Raw genomic sequence first — 20993 nt, 5'->3', positions numbered from 1 at the left:
AAGTTATGGCAAAGGTAAGTAAAGAAGCTAAACATCTCTATTCTGAAAAGATTTCTGAGTATAAGAGAAATTTAGAAGAGACAACAAAAAAAATTAATCAAATGAAACTTATTTTGCAACGTGATGATTCTGGTGCATCTTATAAAAAAATATTAATAGCCGATGAAACTATGAAGTTAATATCCCTTTATGGCATTATGAATAGACTTTCATTAGAGTTATTAGGTATAAAAAATGAATTTTTCATAAATGAAGCAAGAAAGGCGTGTTATGAGTCTTTAATACTTCTAGAGGCAGTTTTTGGGGATTTAGTAAATGCTCCATTTGCAGATTATAAAGATAACTTTGTTGAGTTTAATACATACCCTATTGAGAGTAAGTACAATCTTCTTAAAAAGTTAGGTTTTAGTATAAATATGGTAAAAGATGCCTTTGGGGAGAATTCTAAATGGAAGTTATCATTTATTGACTTAGAGGGTAGACATGCTGTAATTTCCCATAACTGTATCGATTTTAAGAGTATTGCGAAAGAGTTAGATCCTAGGGAGAGGGAGTTGTACTCTCTACATATAAGTTTTATAGAGATGACTATAAAGGCTCTTAATGATGCGGCAAATAGTTACAGGTTAAAATATGAACTTACTACAAATAAATTAGATGATTTTAAAAGGGCAATACTTCTATTAGCGACCCTTAGAAGGTTGTACTCTTATATTGGAAAAAAGAAAGAGATGGCTGAAGTACAAAAAAAGATCGATGTTTGGAAGGCAAAGTTACAATCGGATAAGCAGATACAAGAAAATAGACAAAGAGAAGCTAGAAAGTAGGCATTTGCTAATTTGGTATTAATTATTTGACACATATTCGCCCCTAGTGTAGGATGAGATAAAATCTACTAAAGTGAGAAGTATGTCTGATAAAAAAAATATAATAACTGCAACTTTAATATTTGTACTGTTTTTTCTTCTATTTCCACTAAAATTAGTACCAAATCTTAATTATAACTCTGCAGACTCAATGAAACTATCCCTAGTCCAAACACCTTTATCAGGTGAGAAGATTCCATATATATATAAAAACCACGCTGGTTATTTTACAAAAGATTTAGAAGAGTCCTGGGGTGTTAAGATAAAAGATGGTATTACTCTTTTAGATAGTAGTTTTATTAACTCCTCTAGGGATAAAAAAATAATTCAAATAAGAAACTTTGATGGTGATATTAAATTCTCTATAGAGGATGATGGATACCCATTTAGTATCTCAGATAGATTATATGTAATTAGTAGGGATAGAAAGAGTCTATATGAAATTGAAGAGGGTAGAGTTAAGTGGAGTAGATCATTTAATTATATTATTACTTCAATTGATGGGAACTTCGACACTACTGTAATCGGATTTGCAAAGGGCTTTTTTACAGTTTTAGATAGTGATGGTGAGATTACTTTTGATTATGAACCTGGAGGTAGTAGAGTCTCAATAATTTACAGTGTTGTAATATCAAAGGATAGTAAATATATAGGTATTGTAAGTGGGCTAGATCCTCAAAGGTTTATACTATATGAGAGAAGGGGTGTTGAGTATAAACCCTATTACACAACTACTTTAAAAGATGAGATAAGGAAGAGTGTTAAACTTTTTATTACATCCAATAACCGTTCTGTATTCCTTCAAAACAGTAGTGGTTTTTTCATTATAAATATTGAGGAGAAATCTGATACATTTTTTGAAAGTAACTACAACTTAAAAAATGTTGAGTATTTAAAAGAGTTAGATATCTACCTAGTTCATTCAGGAGCAGTTAATTATAATAATATAAAACTGTTAACACCGGACAATAGGGTATTGTTAGAGAACAACTTTATTGGAGAGGGAGTCTCTGTTAGATCAATGAATAAGTCTATATATACAGTAATTGATGATTCAGTTATTAAGTTGGATATAAGGGAGTAGGGTGTGAGAAAATTTGTTCTATTATTTTTACTTTATTTTGCCATAACGGCAGTTTTTTCATACCAGTGGCCATCAAATAAGGACTATTTATCATCAGTTTTTGGATCATTTACAGGGGATAATATATTAGATGGAATTGAATTTGATAGCGAAAATCAAGCTATCTACCCTATAACAGATGGTGAAATTGTATTTTACCAGGACAGTTTTGAGTTTGGTGATTTAGATTACAATGGTGAAGAGGGAAATATTTTAATTCTTAAACATGTAGGAGAATTTAAGTCTATATATAGAAACTTCTCTACAAGTGATAGTTTTACACAAACTAAAAATTTATCTAAGTCTGAACTAATAGGGGTCTCTTCAGGGGTATATGACTCTTTTATCTTCTCTTTATATGATGATAAAAAAGATTCATATATTAATCCCCAGCAAATTTTACCCTTTTTATTAGATGATAGAAAACCTGTTATAAGTAGTGTCTATATAGATAATCTTGAAACTAGGGGCAAGTTAACAAGAAATATAAGTTTAAACCCAGGTTTATCAAGGATTTATATAGATGCATGGGATGTTGTAAGAATTAGGGGTAAGTATAAGAAGTTTACTCCCTTTAGTGTTAATGTTTTTGTAGATGGTTTTGAGAGATATAATACATCCTTTAGTTCATTAAAAGAGATTGATAAAACTATATACCTCTCCGGGAATAGTGATGTTCCACTTAAAGACATAATCTCTGGAGGTACTCTACTCTATGGTGGGGATGTATACCTTACTACCGGTAGCAGTTTAATAGAGATAGTAATAAAGGATATAGAAGGTAATGAAGCATCAAGATCCTATCCAGTGGTAGTAAAATAATGAAAACATTTTCTACAAAACCAAGTATTTTAGAGAGACAGGAAGTTATTAGTTGTCCTGTTTGTAAAGATGATAAGTTTATTGATTTTTGGGATATGGATAGGGAGTATAGCTATAAAAAATGTTGTAACTGCTCCCTTATATATCAAAATCCTCAGCCTGTAGCCTCAGATGTTACTAGTAGATATGATGATGACTATTTTGAGTATGAAATAGAGAACGAAGACTCCTTTCTAAATTTAATGATTCTTGGATTAAAGGATGTTTCTTTTGACTTTAACCCTGTAATGGAACGTAAAAAGAAGATTTTAGATATCGGCTGTGCAACAGGTCTATTCCTCTCCCACATGAAGGAGCTTGGATGGGAAACCTACGGTGTTGAGGTGTGTAAGGGAGCTGCAGAGTATGGAAATAGAGTTAGGGGTGTAAACATCTTTAATGGGACACTTAATGAAGCTCCTATAGAAAAAGAGTCCTTAGATGTAATACACTTATCCCATGTTATTGAACATATAAATAATCCTGATGATTTTGTTAAAGATATATACTCTTTATTAAAGCCTGGAGGAGTTATTTATTGTACCACTCCAAATATTTCCGGATTTCAAGCTAAACTGTTTAAAGATAAATGGCGGTCAGTTATTCCTGATCACTTAATTCTATTCTCTATAAAAACCCTAAAGCGTCTTTTTACACAGAATAATTTTAAAGTAGAAAGACATAAAACCTGGGGAGGTCTGTGTGCAAATAGTGGCTATCATAAACTAATTAAATTATTACTAGATAGACTTGCAAAACCCCTGGGCTTTGGAGATGTAGTCATTATCAAAGCTGTGAAACCTATCTATATCGACCCTTGACACTGGTTCATCATTTTCATAACATACTTTTAATATCTAAAAAAAATTTGTTTTCCTTAGTATAGGATGGTATATGACTATAGAGCGTTTAGAGTTATTAAGTGATGATGTTTTAGCTAATCTTTCCAAGAAAATTGGAATTAGAGTAAAGCAGGATTGGGATCGTTCAAAAATGATTGATTCTATTATTGAGGTAATGGAAGAGGATCGTATAGAGAAAGAGTCTCTTTTAAATTTAGCCGTATCAATTGAATCAAAAAAATATTCAGTAACAATTAATGAAGAACTTGATTTAGCCTACGATGTTGATGAAGAGATGGTTTTACCAGATAGGTATAATGAAAATATGCTTCATTTCCTATTACGGGATAATTCCTGGGGTTTTATTATGTGGGATATTAAAGATTCACTAAATTTAAAGTACCAGAACCAGTTAGAGGATGTAAATTATATCCTAAGAATCATTGAGTTAGATGAAGCTGAGTATTCTACTGATGCTATTGTTGATTTTTTTGATATTGGGATAAAAAAAGGAGAGACTAGTAGGTATGTTAGTCTCCCCCATGAAGAGTCGTTCTACTGTGTTGAATTTGTACTCTTATCCGATTCAAAAGAGATTATTATTGATAGAAGTAGGATTGTGAAAACTACTAGAGACCATATAAACTACGTTTTAGATGATAATGCTAAGCTTAAAAAAATTGTAGAATTAAGTGGCTATTCTAATTGCGATATTATAGAAGAGAGTAGAAAAAGTTTAAATAGAATACTACCTATGGATAGTATGGATGAGGAGGAATAATGAGATCTTTTGAAAATTCACAGGGACTTTTATCCTTAGTTTTACACGCCCATCTTCCATTTGTTAGGCATCCAGAGTATGAGAAGTTCTTAGAAGAGAAGTGGCTTTTTGAGGCTATAAGTGAGACATATCTTCCTCTGTTAAGAACTTTTAGAAATCTTGAGTCTAAGGGTATAGATTTTAAACTTACTATATCATTCTCTCCAACACTAACTGAGATGTTAGTTGATCCATTTCTACAAGAGAGGTATTTAGATCACTTATCTTCCCTTATAGAGTTAGCGGAAAAAGAGATTATTAGAACTAGAAGTAATCCTGCTGAACATAAAATGGCAATAATGTACCAGAAGCTATTTACAGAAAATTATAATGACTTTGTTAACTTATATAATAAAGATATAACTATTGGTTTTAAACACTATTTTAATAAGGGGAACTTATTACTAATTACCAGTGCTGCAACCCATGCTTTTTTACCTAACTTTTCAGAGTATCCTGAAGTTATTAGAGCACAAATAGTTACAGCTGTTGACTCATTTCGACGGGTTTTTGCTGAAAGGCCCTCTGGTATTTGGTTACCTGAGTGTGGGTATTTCCCTGGACTAGAAGAAATATTAAAAGAGTCTGGTTTAAAATTCTATATTTCATCAGCCCATGGGGTAATGTATAGTGATACAACTCCTGATAAAGGTGTATTTGCCCCTGTTTCATGTCCAAATGGAGTATCGGTATTCCCAAGAGAGAAGGAGTCATGCCGGGATATATGGTCCCCTATTGATGGGTACCCAGGAGATGTTGTATATAGAGAGTTTTATAGGGATATTGGTTTTGATCTTCCTATAGACTATATAAGACCATATATTCAAGATGATGATATTAGGGTTAATACCGGGTTTAAGTATTACGCTATTACAGGCTCTGAAACTAAGCAGTTATACAACCCAGCTAAGGCTGAGATAAAGATCGAGGAACATGTAGATAACTTTCTATATAATAGAGAGAAGATGGTAAATAGAGTTAGAAAAGTTTTTGATGATAGACCTGCTCTATTTACATGTCCATATGACGCTGAGTTATTTGGTCACTGGTGGTTTGAAGGTCCCCAATTTATTGAGAAACTTTTAGTCTCCATATCTGAAAGTGATATATTTGATTATTGTACACCTCTTGAGTATTTAAAATCTTACCCTGAGAATCAAACTGTTGAACCTGTATATTCTAGTTGGGGGGAACAGGGATATAGTCAGGTATGGTTAGATGGATCTAATGATTGGATTTATAGACACTTATTTAAAGTTATAGAGAAAATGGTTGAACTAACCCAGAGGTACCCTGATGCTACAGGCCTTAAAAGAAGGGCTTTAAATCAAGCAGCTAGGGAAGTTTTACTTGCTCAAGCCTCGGACTGGCCTTTAATTTTAAAAACAGGAACTACAGTTCCATACGCTACTAAGCGTGTTAAAACTCATATACTAAATTTTCATAAAATTTACGATTCCTTGTGTGAAAATGTGGTAAAAACTGAATGGTTAACTAAGTTAGAAAAAAAGAATAATCTCTTTAAGGATATAAACTATCTAGTTTTTCAAAAGATTTAGTTTTAAATAGTAATAATTATTAGTAAGAGAGTGGTTTTTCCACTCTCTTTTTTTTTATTCTAATAAAATATTTTTTTACTTAACGCCTGTATAGTTCTATCTATTATCGGCATTTAATTTAAATTCTAAATTTTTTTTCTTCGTTGACAATTGAATTTCTAAGTGTCATTATTAGGGATATAAGTGGGAGAAAGTGGGAATTTGTAGGATTTTTGTGTAATTAGATGGGATATGAGATAAAAGGCCAGTTCAACGGTACTATTGACGATAAGGGAAGACTACTTCTTCCTGGAAAAATCAGGGCTTCTCTGCCAGATGATATCCTAGTTCAAACTAGGGGCGTCGATCGCTGTATATGGTTATTCCCAACTGAGCCTTGGCAGAAGCTAGAGGCTTTAGTAAAAGAGAATAGTTCTCTATTTAAATCACAATCCAGACTTATTCAAAGAAGACTGATCGCTCCTGCTCAAGAAGTTAATATTGACAAAGCCGGTAGAATTAAACTCTCTGCCTCGGTTATGAAGTCAGTAGATGTTGTAAGAGAGTGTGTTATTTTAGGCCTTGATGACCATATTGAGGTTTGGGATGTGGAAGCGTATGAAGAGTACCAAAGAGAGACTGAAGAGGATCTTAATGAAGCTCTTGAAGGATTGGATTTTTAATGGATATTGTACATTATTCAGTTTTAATGGATGAGGTTTTAGGTTTTTTAAAACCGTCTGCACCAGATCAACTACTTGTTGATGGAACAATGGGTGAGGGTGGACATTCAAATATGTTTTTAACAAATTTTCCTACTATGAAAGTTATTGGAATAGATGCTGATCATGTTATTCAGGGTGTAGCTAAGGAGAGATTAGCTCCCTTTGGTGATAGGGTTAATTTTGAAAATACCTGGTTTAATGAGTTTTTTGAGAATTTTGATAACTATAATTATGAGAGACCTGATAGGATTCTGTTGGATCTAGGAATCTCTGTTTTTCACTACGAAAAAAGTGGAAGAGGCTTTACTTTTCAAAAGAATGAACCCCTTGATATGAGGTTAAACCCAAACACTGTAGAGAGTGCTAGGGACATTGTTAATACCTATGATGAGACGACTTTAGCAAACTTAATATATGATTTTAGTGATGAGAAATTATCAAGGAAAATAGCAAGAAAAATATGTGCTCAAAGGGAGATAAAACCTATTGAAACAACGGATGAGTTGGCATATATTGTTCGTGGATGTTTTGCACCTGATAAACGTCATGGAAAAACCCATCCTGCAACTAGAACTTTTCAAGCTTTAAGAATCGCGGTTAATTCAGAACTATATAGATTAGACAGGGTTTTAGAAGACGCTTTAAGGATATTAAAACCTGGAGGGCGGTTTGGTATCATTACCTTCCATTCTTTAGAAGATAGGGCTGTAAAACGTTTTTTCCAGGATAGGGCAAAAAAGTGTATATGTCCTGATAATTACCCAAGATGTCTGTGTGGAGGGAAGCCTGAGGTTAAAAGATTAACAAAGAAACCTATAGGTCCTACAGAGGAAGAGATTAAACTAAATCCTCCTTCTAGAAGTGCAAAGTTAAGGGTTATTGAAAAGCTTACAGAAGCTAGGGAAGTTATGGGATGAGAAGATCTTTTTTAGCTATAATTGTAACCTTATCTGTTCCTCTATTCCTCTTTGTTAATGTATTACAGTCTGAAAGGTATATGATGGAGTATTTTGAGGTTAGAGGTTTAATAAATAGCCAGGAAGAGTTGGTTCAAAATAATAAAAAGCTGATAAATCGTGTAGCTGAGCTAGAGTCACCAGCTAGGGTTTTTGAGTATATAGATACCAATGAGCGATTAAAGAAGATTGGTGGTGGCCAGATTGTTCGTTTAGAGGTGATAGGTTTAGATGATTGAGCTTTTTTCCCACTATGATATATTAAATGCTCTAGAGGCCAAAGCCGTAGGTTATAAAGATGGTGTTGTTGACCGAGTTATAATAGATTCTAGATTAGCTGTAGGTGGTTCACTTTTTATTCCTTTAAAAGGGGAGTTTACAGATGGGAATTTATATATAGAAGAGTGTTTAAAAAAAGGGGTTGTTAGCTCCTTAGTATCTTCTTTCTACTTTGATAAGAATAGGGAGATGATTGAAAAATTAGCTGCTGAGTATGGAGCTACTTTTTTTATAGTTAACGATGGTTTAGAGGCTCTACATAAATTGGCCCATCACTATATAGAGAAATTTCCAAAATTAAAGGTTATTTCTATAACTGGTAGTAGTGGTAAAACTACAACAAAAGAGGTTTTAGGCTCAATTTTAAAGCTATATAAACCTACCCTGGTAACAGATGGAAATTTTAACTCTGAAACTGGGCTACCTTTAACTGTTTTTAGGGTTAGAGAGGAGAATGAATTAGCAGTATTAGAAATGGGGATGAGTAACCCAGGGGAGATTAAAGCCCTTGTTGATATTATTAACCCTGATATTTCTATAATTACAAATATTGGTACCGCTCATATTGGTTCTTTTGGATCAAGAGATGGTATAGCAAGGGAGAAGAAGGACTCTTTTGCAAACTTTACAGGGGATAATATTGGTATTATTCCGGGTTGGGATGATTATTACAGCTACCTTTCTTCTGAAGTAAATGGTAGTGTTCTAACTGTAAGTGATAACCCTGATTTTATATCAAATATAAATGATTTAGGTTTTTATGGTTGGGAGTTTAAATATGAAGATGTAACTGTTAAATATCCATATATTGGCAGATATAATCTATTAAATGCTTTTATGGCTATAAGTTGTGCTAGGGAATTAGGCGTTCCTTCTAGGCTTATAGCCCAAGGATTAGAAAATCTTCCATCAATGTTTGGTCGTGGAGAGGTTTTAAATGGGAAAAATTGGGTTATTAGAGATTGTTATAATGCAAATCCAGACTCTATGTTAAGCTCACTTAAAATGTTTGAATCTACTAAATGGGATAAGGAGAAGGTTGTAATTTTAGGTAGTATGCTTGAGTTAGGAGACTCTTCCTATTTGGAGCATAATAAAATATTAAACTTCGCAAGGGATCGGTTTAAAACAGTTATCCTTTGTGGTAAAGAGTTTGAACAGGTCTTTTCTGAATTAGAGAGTGTTGTAGGCATTCACTACTTTAAGGATGTTAACGACCTTAAAAATAGAGTCGACGTTTTAGTTGGTTCTGGCTCCTTGGTTCTTTTAAAAGCTTCAAGGGGCATAGGCTTAGAGGGAATTACTGATAATTTACTTTAGCTTTTAATTATATATTTTTTCGATTCTAGGGGGGAGATTCGTGTTTAAAGCATTATTATATCCATTAAAGGATAGTGTATCCTTTTTAAATATCTTTCAATATATCAGTTTTCGTTCAGCCTATGCTGCGGTGACTGCAATTTTAATCTCATTTATTCTAGGGCCATGGATTATTAAGTTTTTAACTAAAATAAAAATGGGACAAGAGGTTAGGCATGATGGGCCCCAGTCCCACTTAAAAAAGTCAGGGACTCCTACAATGGGTGGTTTTATTATAATTGTCTCTGTAATTATATCAGTAGTTCTATGGCAGGATATTAGAAGTTTCTACTCATGGCTTGTAATTGGAGCATTTGTCTCCTTTGGTTTTTTAGGTTTTTTAGATGATTATTTGAAAATCTCAAGAAAGAGTTCCGAGGGATTAAGAAGTAGGTTTAAACTAATTGGTCAGGTATTTATAGCTTCAGTTGTGGCAATATTATTATATTTACATGGCAGTGAGGAGTTCTCAAAACTCTATATCCCATTTTTAAAACGTCATGTTATTGACCTAGGTATTTTTATGATCCCTGTTATTGTTTTTTATATAGTTGGGATATCTAATGCGGTTAATTTAACAGATGGTTTAGATGGTCTTGCTACAGGATTAGTTCTTTTTGCAACTATAGCCTTAGCTGTTATTACATACTTATCGGGGCGACCTGATTTTTCTGAATATCTTAATATCCCCTTTGTCCCAGGTGGTGGGGAGTTAACTGTATTTAGTCTTGCATTAGTTGGGGCATGTATTGGGTTTTTATGGTTTAACTGTTATCCTGCCCAGGTTTTTATGGGGGATACAGGAAGTCTTGCATTAGGTGGAGTATTAGGTGTTATATCCATTATTGTTAAGAAAGAGGTTCTCTTTTTGATTATTGGTGGAGTTTTTGTTATGGAGACTCTATCTGTAATAATACAGGTCTTTTGGTTTAAAAGAACAGGTAAGAGGGTTTTTAAAATGGCTCCTATACATCATCATTTTGAATTAAAGGGCTGGGCTGAGAGTAAGGTTATAAATAGATTTTGGATTATTGGAGGAATGTTAGCAATTCTTGGGCTTTCAATGTTAAAAACACAATAAAAAAATGGCAAATAATATAAAAAATCAGTTTACATTTGAATCTATCTCATCTAAGAAGTCCGTAGACTTACACCTAATAATGATCGTTATCTTATTAGCTGGAATTGGTGCTGTATCTCTATTTTCTGCTTCTTGGTATTTTAGTCTAAAGGTAGATAGGGGACCATACTACTTTTTTTATAGGCACCTACAATTTTTAGGTTTAGGTGTTATATTAGCTATTTTGATTACATTTATTAATATTGATTTTTTTGAGAAGTTTGCATCCCTTATTCTCCTGATCTCTTTAATATTAAATCTATTGGTTTTTATACCTGGTCTAGGTAGAACAATATCTGGAGGGACTAGGTGGTTTGAAATTGCGGGTATAAAATTTCAACCATCTGAGTTGGTAAAAATAACCCTAACTATCTATCTTGCTAGAATGTTTGATAAAAAGAGGGGTATGATAAATGATATGTCTAGGACAATTTTACCAGCCCTTATTGTTGTTGGTTTCTCATCCTGGATAATTATTATTCAGAATGACTTCTCTACAAGCTTTTTTGTTTTCTCTCTATCACTGATTCTACTGTTTTTATCAGGGGTTAAAATCCGTTTTATTGGTATTATATCGGGATTCTGTCTACTTGTTGCCTCATTAGTTATTATGGTCCAGCCCTACAGAATTCGTAGGATCCTCTCATGGTTAAGTCCTGAGAAAGATCCCTTAGCTAGTGGATATCAGGTTTTAACATCATTAAAGGCTCTATATCAAGGTGGTTTTTCCGGGAAGGGATTAGGAGCTGGAAATATAAAACTAGGACCATTACCCCAGGCTCATTCTGATTTTGTTTTTACAGTTGTAGGTGAGGAAGCGGGTTTAATTGGAGTTTTTGCTATAATAACCCTTTTTGTTATTTTCTTTTTAAAGGGTATTTCAATCGCCAAGAGGCAAGACTCTAGCTTTAAGGTTTTAGTGGGAGCAGGTTTTAGTTGTGCCATATTTTTCCAAGCAATGTTAAATATGGGTGTTGTTTCAGGACTTCTTCCACCAACAGGTATTCCTCTTCCATTTTTCTCCCAGGGTGGTACTTCAATTTTAGTTACTATGATAATGGTTGGTTTTCTATTTAATCTCTCTAGGTTTGAGGATGTTGAGGTAGAAGATGAATTCTAGAATAATTATAAACTCTATATATACTCTATTAACTATATTGATCATAATATCAATTTTTGGTTTCTTTGTTCTGCCTTTTTTTACTATTAAGGAGATAAAGTTAGACTCATCCATAAGTTTCTCCAATAATATTGAGAATATTGCAGGGCTTAATAGTTCTAGTTCTTTCCTATTTATTAAGCCAGATATAATTGAAAAAAGAATATTAAAAGAGCCTTTAGTTCGAAAAGTATATGTAGAAAAATCCTTTCCTGATACTCTGAATATAACTGTATTTGGTAGGAAGGCATTAGCTATTGCTTATGTGGATCAGGGTGGTATCTCCATTCCTATCTGCTTTGATGAAAATGGTGTTGTTTTTCAAATAGGTAATGAGATAGAGGATATTAATCTTCCTGTATTAAGTGGGGATTTAGATTTTGGAAAGGTTTCCACAGGTGGGGAACTTCCTAAGGTTTTAGTTCCATTATTAAAGTCCCTAAAGGATATTAGAGGCAGTGTTCCAGAGTATTACTCCTCTATTAGTGAAATTATTGTTACAAAAAGGGGTGAAAAAACATTTGATCTTGTTTTACATTTTATTTTTTCACCTATAAAAGCTGTAGTTAGAGATGTTTTAACAGCATCAGAATTAAAGAATATTATAGTTGTTATTTCCCTGTTAGAGAGGGAGTCTGTCTCTGTTGATCAGGTTGATTTTAGAGAAGATGAAATTGTTTATAGGGAAAAGGAGTAGTTTGTTGGATGATTTAGTAGTTAGTTTAGATATTGGTTCAACAACAATTAGGGTTGTTATTGCTGAGTATAATACCTCTGGTAAACTTCATATTGTTGGTTGGGGCAGTGCTCCGTCAAAGGGTGTTAGAGTTGGTGTAATTACAAACATGGAAGAGGCTATAAAAGCTGTTTCCAGTGCTATATCCGCTGCAGAACAGATGGCTGGTAGAACTGTTACTCATCTTTATACTGGAATTGCAGGGGGTAGTATTGAGTGTTATAACTCTAAGGGAGTTGTAGCTGTTACAGACCGGGGAAAAGAGATAACTACCCACGACGTTGATAGGGTTTTAGAAGCAGCTAAAGCACTGGTTATACCTCTAGATAGGCAAATCCTACATGTTATTCCCCAGGAGTATACAATAGATGGGCAGAGTGGAATTTATGATCCTGTAAATATGATAGGTGTTAGACTTGAGGCTGAGGTTCACATTATAACCTGCTCTTTAACATCCACAGATAATATTGTTAAGTGTGTAAACAGAGGAAACTACTACGTTAATGAGATAGTTTTAGAGTCATTAGCTGTAAGTGAATGTGTCCTTACAAGGGACGAGAAGGAGTTAGGTGTTCTACTAATTGATATTGGCGGTGGAACTACAGACGTCTTACTACACTATGGAGGAGCTCCTTATTATACAAATGTTGTACCTATGGGAGGAGATATTTTTACAAATGATATCTCTAAGGTTTTAAATACACCAATCCTATCTGCAGAAAATATTAAGTTAAGAGAGGGGTGTTGTGTTGCTAGTTACGTTGATTCCGAATCGGAGATAATAATTCCAGGAATAGCTGGAAGACCTCCATTAACTGTAACTAAGACATATTTAGCTGAGATTATTGAAGCTAGAGCATGTGAGATGTTTAATATAATTGGTACTGAGCTTAGAAGAAAGGGTTTTGGTGATAAGTATCCTGGTGGAGTTGTTTTAACTGGTGGATCTTCACTTCTACCAGGGATTGCTGATTTGGCTACAGAGATTCTAGGTGTACAAACAAGAATAGGTCTACCCCAAGGGGTATCCGGATTAACCGAGGAGTTACGACATCCTGGGTTTTCAACAGCAGTAGGTTTAGTATCTTTTATTGGGAAAAAAAATAAGAATACTGTAATTAAAAGAAAAGATTTGGACTCTAGTGGTCCTAAAAAAGAGAATTTATTTAAAAGAGTTTTTAAACACTTCATTTAAAGTCTGGGAGGGGTAAATGGATATTGAGTATATTAATGATGAACCAATGGTTGTAGGCACAATTATTAAGGTTATTGGTGTAGGTGGAGGTGGAAGTAACGCTGTAAACCGTATGATATCAGAGGGTGTTAAAGGTGTAGATTTTATTGCTGTTAATACAGATCAACAAGCCCTAAATATGTCTTTAGCCAGTATTAAACTAGCTATAGGATCAAAGTTAACCGGAGGATTAGGTGCCGGTGGTAAACCTGAGGTTGGAAAAAATGCAGCAGAAGAGGATCGGGAGACTTTAACAAATATGTTAAGGGGCTCTAAAATGGTCTTTATAACTGCTGGTATGGGCGGTGGTACAGGAACTGGAGCAGCCCCTGTTATAGCTTCTATTGCAAAGGAGTTAGATATTTTAACAGTTGCAGTAGTTACAAAACCCTTCGCTTTTGAAAGGGAAAAAAAGATGTCCTATGCAGAAAATGGTATTAATAACTTAAAGAGTATCGTTGATACTGTTATCACTATTCCGAATGAAAATTTATTTAATGTTGTTGATAAAAATGCATCAATAAAAGAGGCTTTTTTAATGGCTGATGATGTATTAAGAATGGGTGTACAAGGAATATCCGATCTTATTACTACTCCTGGTATAATTAATATCGATTTTGCTGATGTTGAGAGTACTATGAAGGGAAAGGGTGATGCATTAATGGGCATTGGTGAAGGTTTTGGTGATAACAGAGCAATTGATGCTGCTACTAGTGCTATAAAAAACCCTCTATTAGAGAATGAATCAACTATTGATGGTGCAACAGGTCTTTTAGTAAATATTAGATGTGATGAATCCCTTACAATAACTGAGTATAAAGAGATTAATGAGATAATTACATCCACTGTTGATGATAGAGTCGAGATAAAATCTGGAACCGTTGTTGATGAAACTATGAATGGAAAGATTATTGTAACTGTTGTTGCAACTGGATTTAGAGGAGATCATACATATAAAGATGAAATCCTTGAGATAACATCTCATAATAAGACTCCTAAAGCAAAAACCGAAAAGGCTAAGAGTAAAAGTAGCATCTTAACACAAAACTTCTCTATTAGTCAGGATTTTGATGTTCCAACTATATTAAGAGAGAGACAGAGGATTAATTAGATATAATGGAGAAATTTAGAGACTACCTTACAGTTGAGATTCGTCTACAAGAGAGTTCTGTTGAAACCTATATGTATGAGGCTATGGAACTTAATAACTACTGTATTGATAGGTCTTTAAATCCAGAAAAACTACAGGTTGATCAAATTATTGATTTTTTAATAACAAGGAGAGAGACTCTTTTAACAGCTAGAACACTTGCAAAATGCCATACAGCTATAAAGTCTTATTATAACTTCCTTATAATTGAGGGTGTACGAGGGGATAATCCCCTAGATAAGATTGATACTCCCAGGTTTAAAAGGCATTTCCCCCATGTTTTAGCAGTAGAAGAGGTTGATCGACTTTTAGGTGTTATTGATATAAGCAGCAGTGCAGGATTAAGGGATAGGGCACTCTATGAATTAATTTACTCCTGTGGGTTACGGGTAAGTGAGGCTGTAGATCTTAATAAAAGTAATCTATTCTTAGCTGAAGGTGTGCTGCTTGTTAAGGGTAAAGGAGATAAGGAGAGGTTAGTACCCCTTGGGGATGTGGCTATCTACTGGATTAGAAAATACTTAGATGAGTCTAGACCTCACCTTTCAAATAGTCATAGAAACGAGGCTCTATTTCTTAACAGTAGAGGTGAGCGTTTAACTAGAAAGGGTATGTGGAAAAACTTTAAAACAATCTGCGCAAAGTCTGGTGTAGAAGGAAAGCTTCACTCTTTAAGACACTCCTTTGCAACTCACCTCCTAATTGGTGGTGCTGATTTAAGATCTGTACAGGAACTTTTAGGTCATAGTGATATTGGAACAACCCAAATATATACCCATTTAAGTAGTAATGAGCTTGAAAAAGCCTTTAATACCTACCATCCGGAGGGAGTATGAAAAAATATGCAATTTTATTAACTATTGTATTAGTAACATTTTCCTGTTCTAGTAAAAAAGTTAAAGAGTTATCTAACCAGGTGTATGAAACTGAGAATAATAATGAGTCTAATAGGGATGAGAGGGTTCAAGAGTTAACAGCTAATATTAAAAAACTTGAGAAAGATCTAGATGCTACCCTTGAGAAGTATCAAAAAATTGGGAACTTCCATAGGGCTTTAGGTGTTAAGATGATGCATTATAAAATGTATTATAAAGCCTATGAGCACTTTAGCAAGGCGATTGAGTTTTATCCTAATAGTGAGATGTTACACTACTATAGGGGTATTGCCGCTAGTCAGTTTGCACTTAGTCAGGATGTGGAAAGTGTTAAAAGAGATTATTTACAAAGAGCACTAAATAGCCATGAGTACTCAATTCAACTTAACCCCGGCTTTGTTAAAGGTTTATATGCCCTATCAATTTTATATATATATGAATTTGATAGACCAGATGATGCTAAGGATCTTTTAGATCGTCTAATAAGTATCTCTACTAGGGAGTTTGATGCCATGTTATTAAGAGCCCTGTTATATGAAAAAGATGGAGAGTATAATGAGGCCTTAGACCTATATGATAGTGTTTTAAGTCAATCAAAAAAGGATGACCACATTGTTAGGGCAACAACCCATAGGGATGAAGTTTTAAGTAGGTTAACTAGTGACTAGAGTTCTAATATCCCTATTAAAAGGGAGTAATAATAGTAAAATAGCACTTCTAAATTGGGGTTATTCTTTAAGGGAATTATCACATCTTTGTGAAACAGATGAACTTAAAAAAGAGTTTAACCTTGAAAAGGGGCACGCCTTTAGCAGGTTTTCATTAATTGAAAAAGGGATAACAAAGGGGAATATTAAAATTACTTCCCTAGTAGATAGCAGTTATCCTGATAATCTTAAAAATATTTATGATCCTCCATTTTTACTCTATGTTAGGGGTAATTTAGACTCTTTAAAAAAAGATTTAGTATCTGTTGTTGGTACAAGAAAGCCATCCCTTAGAGGTCTTCATGAGTCTTTTAAACTGGGAATGGATCTAGGTCGTGGTAATATTGGAGTCGTTTCAGGACTAGCCTTAGGTATTGATAGTGCTTCCCATAAGGGAAATTTAGTAACAGGTGGAGAGAGTGTTGCAGTATTAGGTTCAGGGGTAGATACAATATATCCTAAGAGTAATAAAGCCCTTGCAGGTGATCTTTTACAGAGTAACGGGGCTATTATTAGTGAGTTTCCCCTAGGAGAGTCTCCTTTAAAGTTTAACTTTCCAAAAAGAAATAGAGTTATAGCTGGTCTTTCAAACTCCCTAATAATTGTTCAAGCACCAACAAAATCAGGTTCCTTAATAACTGGGGATTTTGCTCTTAACAATGGAAGAAGTGTATATGTTCACTCTGTAGGTGTTAATGATAAAAAATTTTTAGGAAGTGATAAGTATTATAAAGATGGAGCAAAAAAAATTGATTCCGCTCTGCCTCTTTTAATGGATTTTAATAGGGAGTTGTATATTCCTGAATTTGATAGTAGTCAGTTTAGTAGTCAAGAGATTATAAAACTTGAACTTGATGGAGCTATTATTAAGTATAAGGGGTGTTATTTTAGGTTATGAACTTAGATGATTTTATTAGCTACCTTAAAAATGTTAGAGACGTAAGTAATAATACTTTAATTAGTTATAAAAGAGATTTAAAATCATGGTTCACATTTTTAGATGGTAATAATAATATTACACGTAGTATAATCAGACGTTATCTTGTTCTTCTACAAAAAAGAGGGTTAAAAGCCTCAACTGTTAATAGACATTTAAGTGCTATAAGAAATTATTATAAATTTGAGATTTTAACTGGAGTAAGGGAGGATAACCCATTTAACCAGATAAAATCCCTAAAACAAGAGAGTAAATTACCAAACTACCTTTTTTTTAAGGATTTGGAGAAAATATTTAGTAATGGGGGGGATGACTTTTTCCATATTAGGGATCAGTTAATCTTTAAAACCCTTTACAGTACTGGTTGCAGGGTTTCCGAGTTAGTTGGAATAACTGTTAATCAGGTTAAAAATGGTGAGAGCCGAGTTAAGGTTATCGGAAAGGGTGATAAGGATAGATTCGTCTATCTAACCCCGGATGTTAAAAACTTAATTAAAAAGTATCTTCCTTTAAGGGAGGAGATGTTAAAGGATAGGGGAAAGATAAACTCTCTCTTTCTTGATTTTATGGGGGATAAACTAACTACCCGTGGTGTTTATTACCTAATTGAGAAGAGAGTACGTGAAGTCGGAATGGATAAAAAGGTAAGCCCCCACACATTTAGGCATACTTTTGCAACCCATCTTTTAAATGAGGGAGCGGATATTCGAGTGGTCCAAGAGTTATTAGGGCACAAGAGTATTTCAACAACTCAAATATATACCCATACTGGAATAGAAAAACTTCGGCAGGTATATAGGGGAGCACATCCCCATGGCAAAAAAAGTTAGAGAGAATAGGAGTTATTATGGATATTAGAGGAACTACAATTTTAGCAGTTAAAAAAGATGGTGTAATAGCATTAGCTGGTGATGGGCAAGTAACCCTAGGTAATGCGACTATGAAGGGTAATGCAAGAAAGGTTCGAAGAATATATGGTGGAAAAGTTGTTGTAGGTTTTGCTGGGTCAACAGCAGATGCATTTACATTAGAAGAACTTTTTGAAGATAGACTTAATCAATTTAATGGTGATATAACTCGGGCTGCAGTTGAACTTGCAAAAGAGTGGAGAACTGATAGAGCCTTAAGAAAACTAGAGGCTATGTTACTAGTAGCTGATAAAGATAAAATATATCTTCTAAGTGGAAATGGTGATGTTATTGAGCCTGAACATGGAGCAATTGCAATTGGTAGTGGTGGTAATTTTGCCTATGCTGCAGCACTTGCTTTTTTAGATAGTTCAGACTTAGATGCTGGTGAGATTGCAAAAAGATCCCTACATATAGCAGGGAACATATGTATATATACAAATAATAATATAATTTTAGAGGTGGTATAAATGAAACTTAACATGGAAGAGAGTACTCCTAAATCTATAGTAAATGAACTAGATAAATATATAATTGGCCAAGATTCTGCAAAAAAAATCGTAGCTATAGCCCTTAGAAATAGAATGAGACGGGCACTTTTAGATGAAGATATGATAAATGAAGTATCTCCTAAAAATATAATAATGATAGGTCCTACAGGTGTAGGTAAAACAGAGATAGCAAGAAGGTTGTCTAAGCTGGCTAAGGCTCCATTTATTAAGGTTGAAGCAACTAAGTTTACAGAAGTAGGTTATGTAGGTCGAGATGTTGAATCAATGGTTAGAGATCTAATGGCATCAGCTGTATCTATGGTTAAAACAGAGATGCAAGACGGTATAGAAGAGGATGCAAAACAACGTACTGAGGAGATTTTACTAGACTATCTGCTTCCTGGTCTTAGCAAGGATAAAAAGAAGGATGTTGGATTTGGTAACCCAGATAAATCTATAGAACCTATAGAAGAGAATAGTACTAGAGAGAAGTTTCGAGTAATGCTCAAAGAGGGAAAACTTGAGGATAAAGAGATTGAGATCTCTGTATCTAAACCTTCATCATTTGAAATTTTAGGTGGTGGTGAGTTCCAGAATATGGAGATGAATATCGGAGCTATAACTGGTATGTTATCCCCAGGTGGAAACAAAAAAAAGAGAATTGTTACTGTTAAACAGGCTAGGGAAATTACACTTGCTGAACAGAGGGATAAGTTAATAGATACTGATAATGCTGTTGATATAGCTAGGGATCGAGTTCAAAATATGGGTATTATTTTTATTGATGAGATTGATAAAATTGCAGCAAAAGGTGGTAGATCCGGGGGACAGGATGTTTCAAGACAGGGCGTTCAAAGGGATATCTTACCAATTGTTGAGGGATCAAAAGTAAATACTAAGCACGGTATTGTAGATACTTCCCACATCCTTTTTATTGCTGCTGGTGCATTTAGTATGAGCAAGCCATCTGATTTAATACCAGAGTTACAGGGGCGTTTTCCACTAAGGGTTGAACTGCAGGACTTAGATGCAAAAGCCTTTGAGGCAATATTAACTAAACCTAAAGCATCCTTAACTAAGCAGTATATTGAGCTATTAAAAACAGAAGATGTGGAACTAATATTTAAAGATGAAGCAATTAAAAGAATTGCCCAGATTGCCGCTGATGTTAATAATAAAACTGAAAATATTGGGGCTAGACGGCTTCATACAATTTTAGAACATCTATTGGAAGATATCTCATTTAATGCACCTGATACTAAGGGTGAAAAGATTGAGATAACTAAAGAGTTTGTTGATGAGAGATTAAAGGATCTATCCCAGGATAGGGACCTTAGTCGGTATATATTATAAAAAAGTTAATAATTTTATTTAAATACCGAAATTAAGATTAAGAGTTTAGCAGGGAGTATAATATGTTTGATAATACAACGTTTGGAAAAAGTTTAGATGTTTTGCAAAGAACTATGGATGTATCTCTTTTAAGGCGAGAGGTTATCTCTAATAACATAGCAAATGCGGAGACACCAAATTTTAAAAGAACTGATGTAACATTTGAGGAGTCTTTATCAAAAGCATTAGCTAGTGAAGGTAAAAACACTTTTAAAATGACAATGACAGATGAAAGACATATTCCTGCTGATAGAACTGTGGATTACAAAACTATAAAACCAAGAAGGGTTTTAGATTATACTACCCAGTCTGATAGTAATGGGAATAATGTTGATATTGAAGTTGAGATGATGGATGTCGTTAAAAACCAGATGAGGTATCAACTACTTACTCAGGCTGTTAGTGAGCAGTTTCAGAAAATTAATATGGTAGTAAAATAAGGGGTTATAGATTATGGGTATGTTTAGTTCAATAAATACAGCTGCATCAGGGTTAACAGCACAGAGATTAAGATTAGATGTAATATCTGATAATATTGCAAATGCAGAGACTACTAGAACATCTGATGGTGGACCATATAGAAGAAGCCGGGTTGTATTAAAAAGCAATGTAGAGCAACCATATTGGAATAGCCCTTTTCAACCAAAGGACTTGGACAACGGTGTTGGTAAGGGTGTTAAAGTTGAGAAGATAGAAGAGGATATGGATGCTGAATTACGACAAGTTTGGGATCCAACCCATCCTGATGCAATTCAGGTAGGGCCACAAAAGGGTTACGTTTTATATCCAAATGTAAACCCAGTTACAGAGATGGTAGATATGATTTCTGCCTCAAGGGCCTACGAAGCCAATGTCTCTGTAATTGAAGGTACAAAGGCAATGTTTAATAAAGCTTTAGAAATTGGGAGATAATAG

General features: G+C 34.1%; 23 protein-coding genes. All 23 read left to right on the top strand.

What is annotated here, in order from left to right; genetic code table 11:
- The first annotated feature begins 5 nt into the window (after positions 1-5).
- Positions 6-827: a hypothetical protein gene (locus EW093_RS03255; protein ID WP_149567015.1), complete on the top strand. Its 822-nt coding sequence runs from the start codon at positions 6-8 to the stop codon at positions 825-827.
- An 82-nt stretch (positions 828-909) separates the two neighbouring features.
- The gene (locus EW093_RS03250; RefSeq protein WP_149567014.1) at positions 910-1950 is read left to right on the top strand and encodes a hypothetical protein; all 1041 of its coding nucleotides are present in this window, start codon (positions 910-912) and stop codon (positions 1948-1950) included.
- A 3-nt stretch (positions 1951-1953) separates the two neighbouring features.
- A complete protein-coding gene (locus EW093_RS03245) occupies positions 1954-2811 on the top strand; it encodes a hypothetical protein (RefSeq protein WP_149567013.1) in 858 nt (285 codons plus the stop codon).
- Positions 2811-3671: a class I SAM-dependent methyltransferase gene (locus EW093_RS03240; RefSeq protein ID WP_149567012.1), complete on the top strand. Its 861-nt coding sequence runs from the start codon at positions 2811-2813 to the stop codon at positions 3669-3671. The genes EW093_RS03245 and EW093_RS03240 overlap by 1 nt, the downstream gene beginning before the upstream one ends.
- Positions 3672-3744: 73 nt before the next feature.
- On the top strand, positions 3745-4473 hold the full coding sequence (locus EW093_RS03235; protein WP_149567011.1) for a DUF4912 domain-containing protein: 729 nt from the start codon (positions 3745-3747) through the stop codon (positions 4471-4473).
- Positions 4473-6071 carry a glycoside hydrolase family 57 protein gene (locus EW093_RS03230; protein WP_149567010.1) on the top strand — a complete coding sequence of 533 codons (1599 nt, stop codon included), beginning with the start codon at positions 4473-4475 and terminating at the stop codon, positions 6069-6071. The genes EW093_RS03235 and EW093_RS03230 overlap by 1 nt, the downstream gene beginning before the upstream one ends.
- Positions 6072-6295: 224 nt before the next feature.
- Positions 6296-6733 carry a division/cell wall cluster transcriptional repressor MraZ gene (mraZ, locus tag EW093_RS03225; RefSeq protein WP_149567009.1) on the top strand — a complete coding sequence of 146 codons (438 nt, stop codon included), beginning with the start codon at positions 6296-6298 and terminating at the stop codon, positions 6731-6733.
- On the top strand, positions 6733-7692 hold the full coding sequence (rsmH, locus tag EW093_RS03220) for a 16S rRNA (cytosine(1402)-N(4))-methyltransferase RsmH (protein WP_149567008.1): 960 nt from the start codon (positions 6733-6735) through the stop codon (positions 7690-7692). The genes mraZ and rsmH overlap by 1 nt, the downstream gene beginning before the upstream one ends.
- Positions 7689-7970 (top strand): hypothetical protein, encoded by a 282-nt coding sequence (locus EW093_RS03215; protein WP_149567007.1) that lies wholly within the window; start codon positions 7689-7691, stop codon positions 7968-7970. The genes rsmH and EW093_RS03215 overlap by 4 nt, the downstream gene beginning before the upstream one ends.
- Entirely contained in the window at positions 7963-9330 is a 1368-nt protein-coding gene (locus EW093_RS03210) for a UDP-N-acetylmuramoyl-tripeptide--D-alanyl-D-alanine ligase (RefSeq protein ID WP_149567006.1), read from the top strand. Before EW093_RS03215 ends, EW093_RS03210 begins: the two co-directional genes overlap by 8 nt.
- A gap of 40 nt (positions 9331-9370) precedes the next feature.
- The gene (mraY, locus tag EW093_RS03205; RefSeq protein WP_149567005.1) at positions 9371-10450 is read left to right on the top strand and encodes a phospho-N-acetylmuramoyl-pentapeptide-transferase; all 1080 of its coding nucleotides are present in this window, start codon (positions 9371-9373) and stop codon (positions 10448-10450) included.
- A 4-nt stretch (positions 10451-10454) separates the two neighbouring features.
- On the top strand, positions 10455-11609 hold the full coding sequence (gene ftsW, locus EW093_RS03200; protein ID WP_149567004.1) for a putative lipid II flippase FtsW: 1155 nt from the start codon (positions 10455-10457) through the stop codon (positions 11607-11609).
- Positions 11599-12345, top strand: a complete 747-nt coding sequence (locus EW093_RS03195) for a cell division protein FtsQ/DivIB (RefSeq protein ID WP_149567003.1) — start codon at positions 11599-11601, stop codon at positions 12343-12345. The genes ftsW and EW093_RS03195 overlap by 11 nt, the downstream gene beginning before the upstream one ends.
- 4 nt (positions 12346-12349) lie before the next feature.
- Positions 12350-13579, top strand: a complete 1230-nt coding sequence (gene ftsA / locus EW093_RS03190) for a cell division protein FtsA (RefSeq protein ID WP_187759809.1) — start codon at positions 12350-12352, stop codon at positions 13577-13579.
- 16 nt (positions 13580-13595) lie between these two features.
- Entirely contained in the window at positions 13596-14729 is a 1134-nt protein-coding gene (gene ftsZ, locus EW093_RS03185; protein WP_149567001.1) for a cell division protein FtsZ, read from the top strand.
- A gap of 5 nt (positions 14730-14734) precedes the next feature.
- Positions 14735-15604, top strand: coding sequence for a tyrosine recombinase (locus tag EW093_RS03180; RefSeq protein WP_149567000.1), 870 nt, complete (start codon positions 14735-14737; stop codon positions 15602-15604).
- On the top strand, positions 15601-16311 hold the full coding sequence (locus EW093_RS03175) for a tetratricopeptide repeat protein (RefSeq protein WP_149566999.1): 711 nt from the start codon (positions 15601-15603) through the stop codon (positions 16309-16311). Before EW093_RS03180 ends, EW093_RS03175 begins: the two co-directional genes overlap by 4 nt.
- Complete coding sequence (dprA, locus tag EW093_RS03170) at positions 16304-17248, top strand: DNA-processing protein DprA (protein WP_149566998.1); 945 nt, start codon at positions 16304-16306, stop codon at positions 17246-17248. The genes EW093_RS03175 and dprA overlap by 8 nt, the downstream gene beginning before the upstream one ends.
- Positions 17245-18117: a site-specific tyrosine recombinase/integron integrase gene (gene xerA, locus EW093_RS03165; RefSeq protein ID WP_246745068.1), complete on the top strand. Its 873-nt coding sequence runs from the start codon at positions 17245-17247 to the stop codon at positions 18115-18117. Before dprA ends, xerA begins: the two co-directional genes overlap by 4 nt.
- 17 nt (positions 18118-18134) lie before the next feature.
- A complete protein-coding gene (gene hslV, locus EW093_RS03160; protein WP_149566997.1) occupies positions 18135-18665 on the top strand; it encodes an ATP-dependent protease subunit HslV in 531 nt (176 codons plus the stop codon).
- Positions 18666-20039 (top strand): ATP-dependent protease ATPase subunit HslU, encoded by a 1374-nt coding sequence (hslU, locus tag EW093_RS03155; protein ID WP_149566996.1) that lies wholly within the window; start codon positions 18666-18668, stop codon positions 20037-20039.
- A gap of 62 nt (positions 20040-20101) precedes the next feature.
- Positions 20102-20518, top strand: coding sequence for a flagellar basal body rod protein FlgB (gene flgB, locus EW093_RS03150; protein WP_149566995.1), 417 nt, complete (start codon positions 20102-20104; stop codon positions 20516-20518).
- A gap of 13 nt (positions 20519-20531) precedes the next feature.
- Positions 20532-20990, top strand: coding sequence for a flagellar basal body rod protein FlgC (flgC, locus tag EW093_RS03145; protein ID WP_149566994.1), 459 nt, complete (start codon positions 20532-20534; stop codon positions 20988-20990).
- The last annotated feature ends 3 nt before the right edge of the window (positions 20991-20993 follow it).

The organism is Thiospirochaeta perfilievii (assembly GCF_008329945.1).
Lineage (GTDB): Bacteria > Spirochaetota > Spirochaetia > DSM-2461 > DSM-2461 > Thiospirochaeta > Thiospirochaeta perfilievii.
This window is presented reverse-complemented; position numbering and strand designations above follow the sequence as displayed.

Bases quoted from the DNA above. Each gene is read 5' to 3' on its own strand.
- EW093_RS03255 (WP_149567015.1), top strand. From the start codon at position 6: ATGGCAAAGGTAAGTAAAGAAGCTAAACATCTCTATTCTGAAAAGATT.
- EW093_RS03250 (WP_149567014.1), top strand. From the start codon at position 910: ATGTCTGATAAAAAAAATATAATAACTGCAACTTTAATATTTGTACTG.
- EW093_RS03240 (WP_149567012.1), top strand. From the start codon at position 2,811: ATGAAAACATTTTCTACAAAACCAAGTATTTTAGAGAGACAGGAAGTT.
- EW093_RS03235 (WP_149567011.1), top strand. From the start codon at position 3,745: ATGACTATAGAGCGTTTAGAGTTATTAAGTGATGATGTTTTAGCTAAT.
- EW093_RS03230 (WP_149567010.1), top strand. From the start codon at position 4,473: ATGAGATCTTTTGAAAATTCACAGGGACTTTTATCCTTAGTTTTACAC.
- mraZ (WP_149567009.1), top strand. From the start codon at position 6,296: ATGGGATATGAGATAAAAGGCCAGTTCAACGGTACTATTGACGATAAG.
- rsmH (WP_149567008.1), top strand. From the start codon at position 6,733: ATGGATATTGTACATTATTCAGTTTTAATGGATGAGGTTTTAGGTTTT.
- EW093_RS03215 (WP_149567007.1), top strand. From the start codon at position 7,689: ATGAGAAGATCTTTTTTAGCTATAATTGTAACCTTATCTGTTCCTCTA.
- EW093_RS03210 (WP_149567006.1), top strand. From the start codon at position 7,963: ATGATTGAGCTTTTTTCCCACTATGATATATTAAATGCTCTAGAGGCC.
- ftsW (WP_149567004.1), top strand. From the start codon at position 10,455: ATGGCAAATAATATAAAAAATCAGTTTACATTTGAATCTATCTCATCT.
- EW093_RS03195 (WP_149567003.1), top strand. From the start codon at position 11,599: ATGAATTCTAGAATAATTATAAACTCTATATATACTCTATTAACTATA.
- ftsZ (WP_149567001.1), top strand. From the start codon at position 13,596: ATGGATATTGAGTATATTAATGATGAACCAATGGTTGTAGGCACAATT.
- EW093_RS03180 (WP_149567000.1), top strand. From the start codon at position 14,735: ATGGAGAAATTTAGAGACTACCTTACAGTTGAGATTCGTCTACAAGAG.
- EW093_RS03175 (WP_149566999.1), top strand. From the start codon at position 15,601: ATGAAAAAATATGCAATTTTATTAACTATTGTATTAGTAACATTTTCC.
- xerA (WP_246745068.1), top strand. From the start codon at position 17,245: ATGAACTTAGATGATTTTATTAGCTACCTTAAAAATGTTAGAGACGTA.
- hslV (WP_149566997.1), top strand. From the start codon at position 18,135: ATGGATATTAGAGGAACTACAATTTTAGCAGTTAAAAAAGATGGTGTA.
- hslU (WP_149566996.1), top strand. From the start codon at position 18,666: ATGAAACTTAACATGGAAGAGAGTACTCCTAAATCTATAGTAAATGAA.
- flgB (WP_149566995.1), top strand. From the start codon at position 20,102: ATGTTTGATAATACAACGTTTGGAAAAAGTTTAGATGTTTTGCAAAGA.
- flgC (WP_149566994.1), top strand. From the start codon at position 20,532: ATGGGTATGTTTAGTTCAATAAATACAGCTGCATCAGGGTTAACAGCA.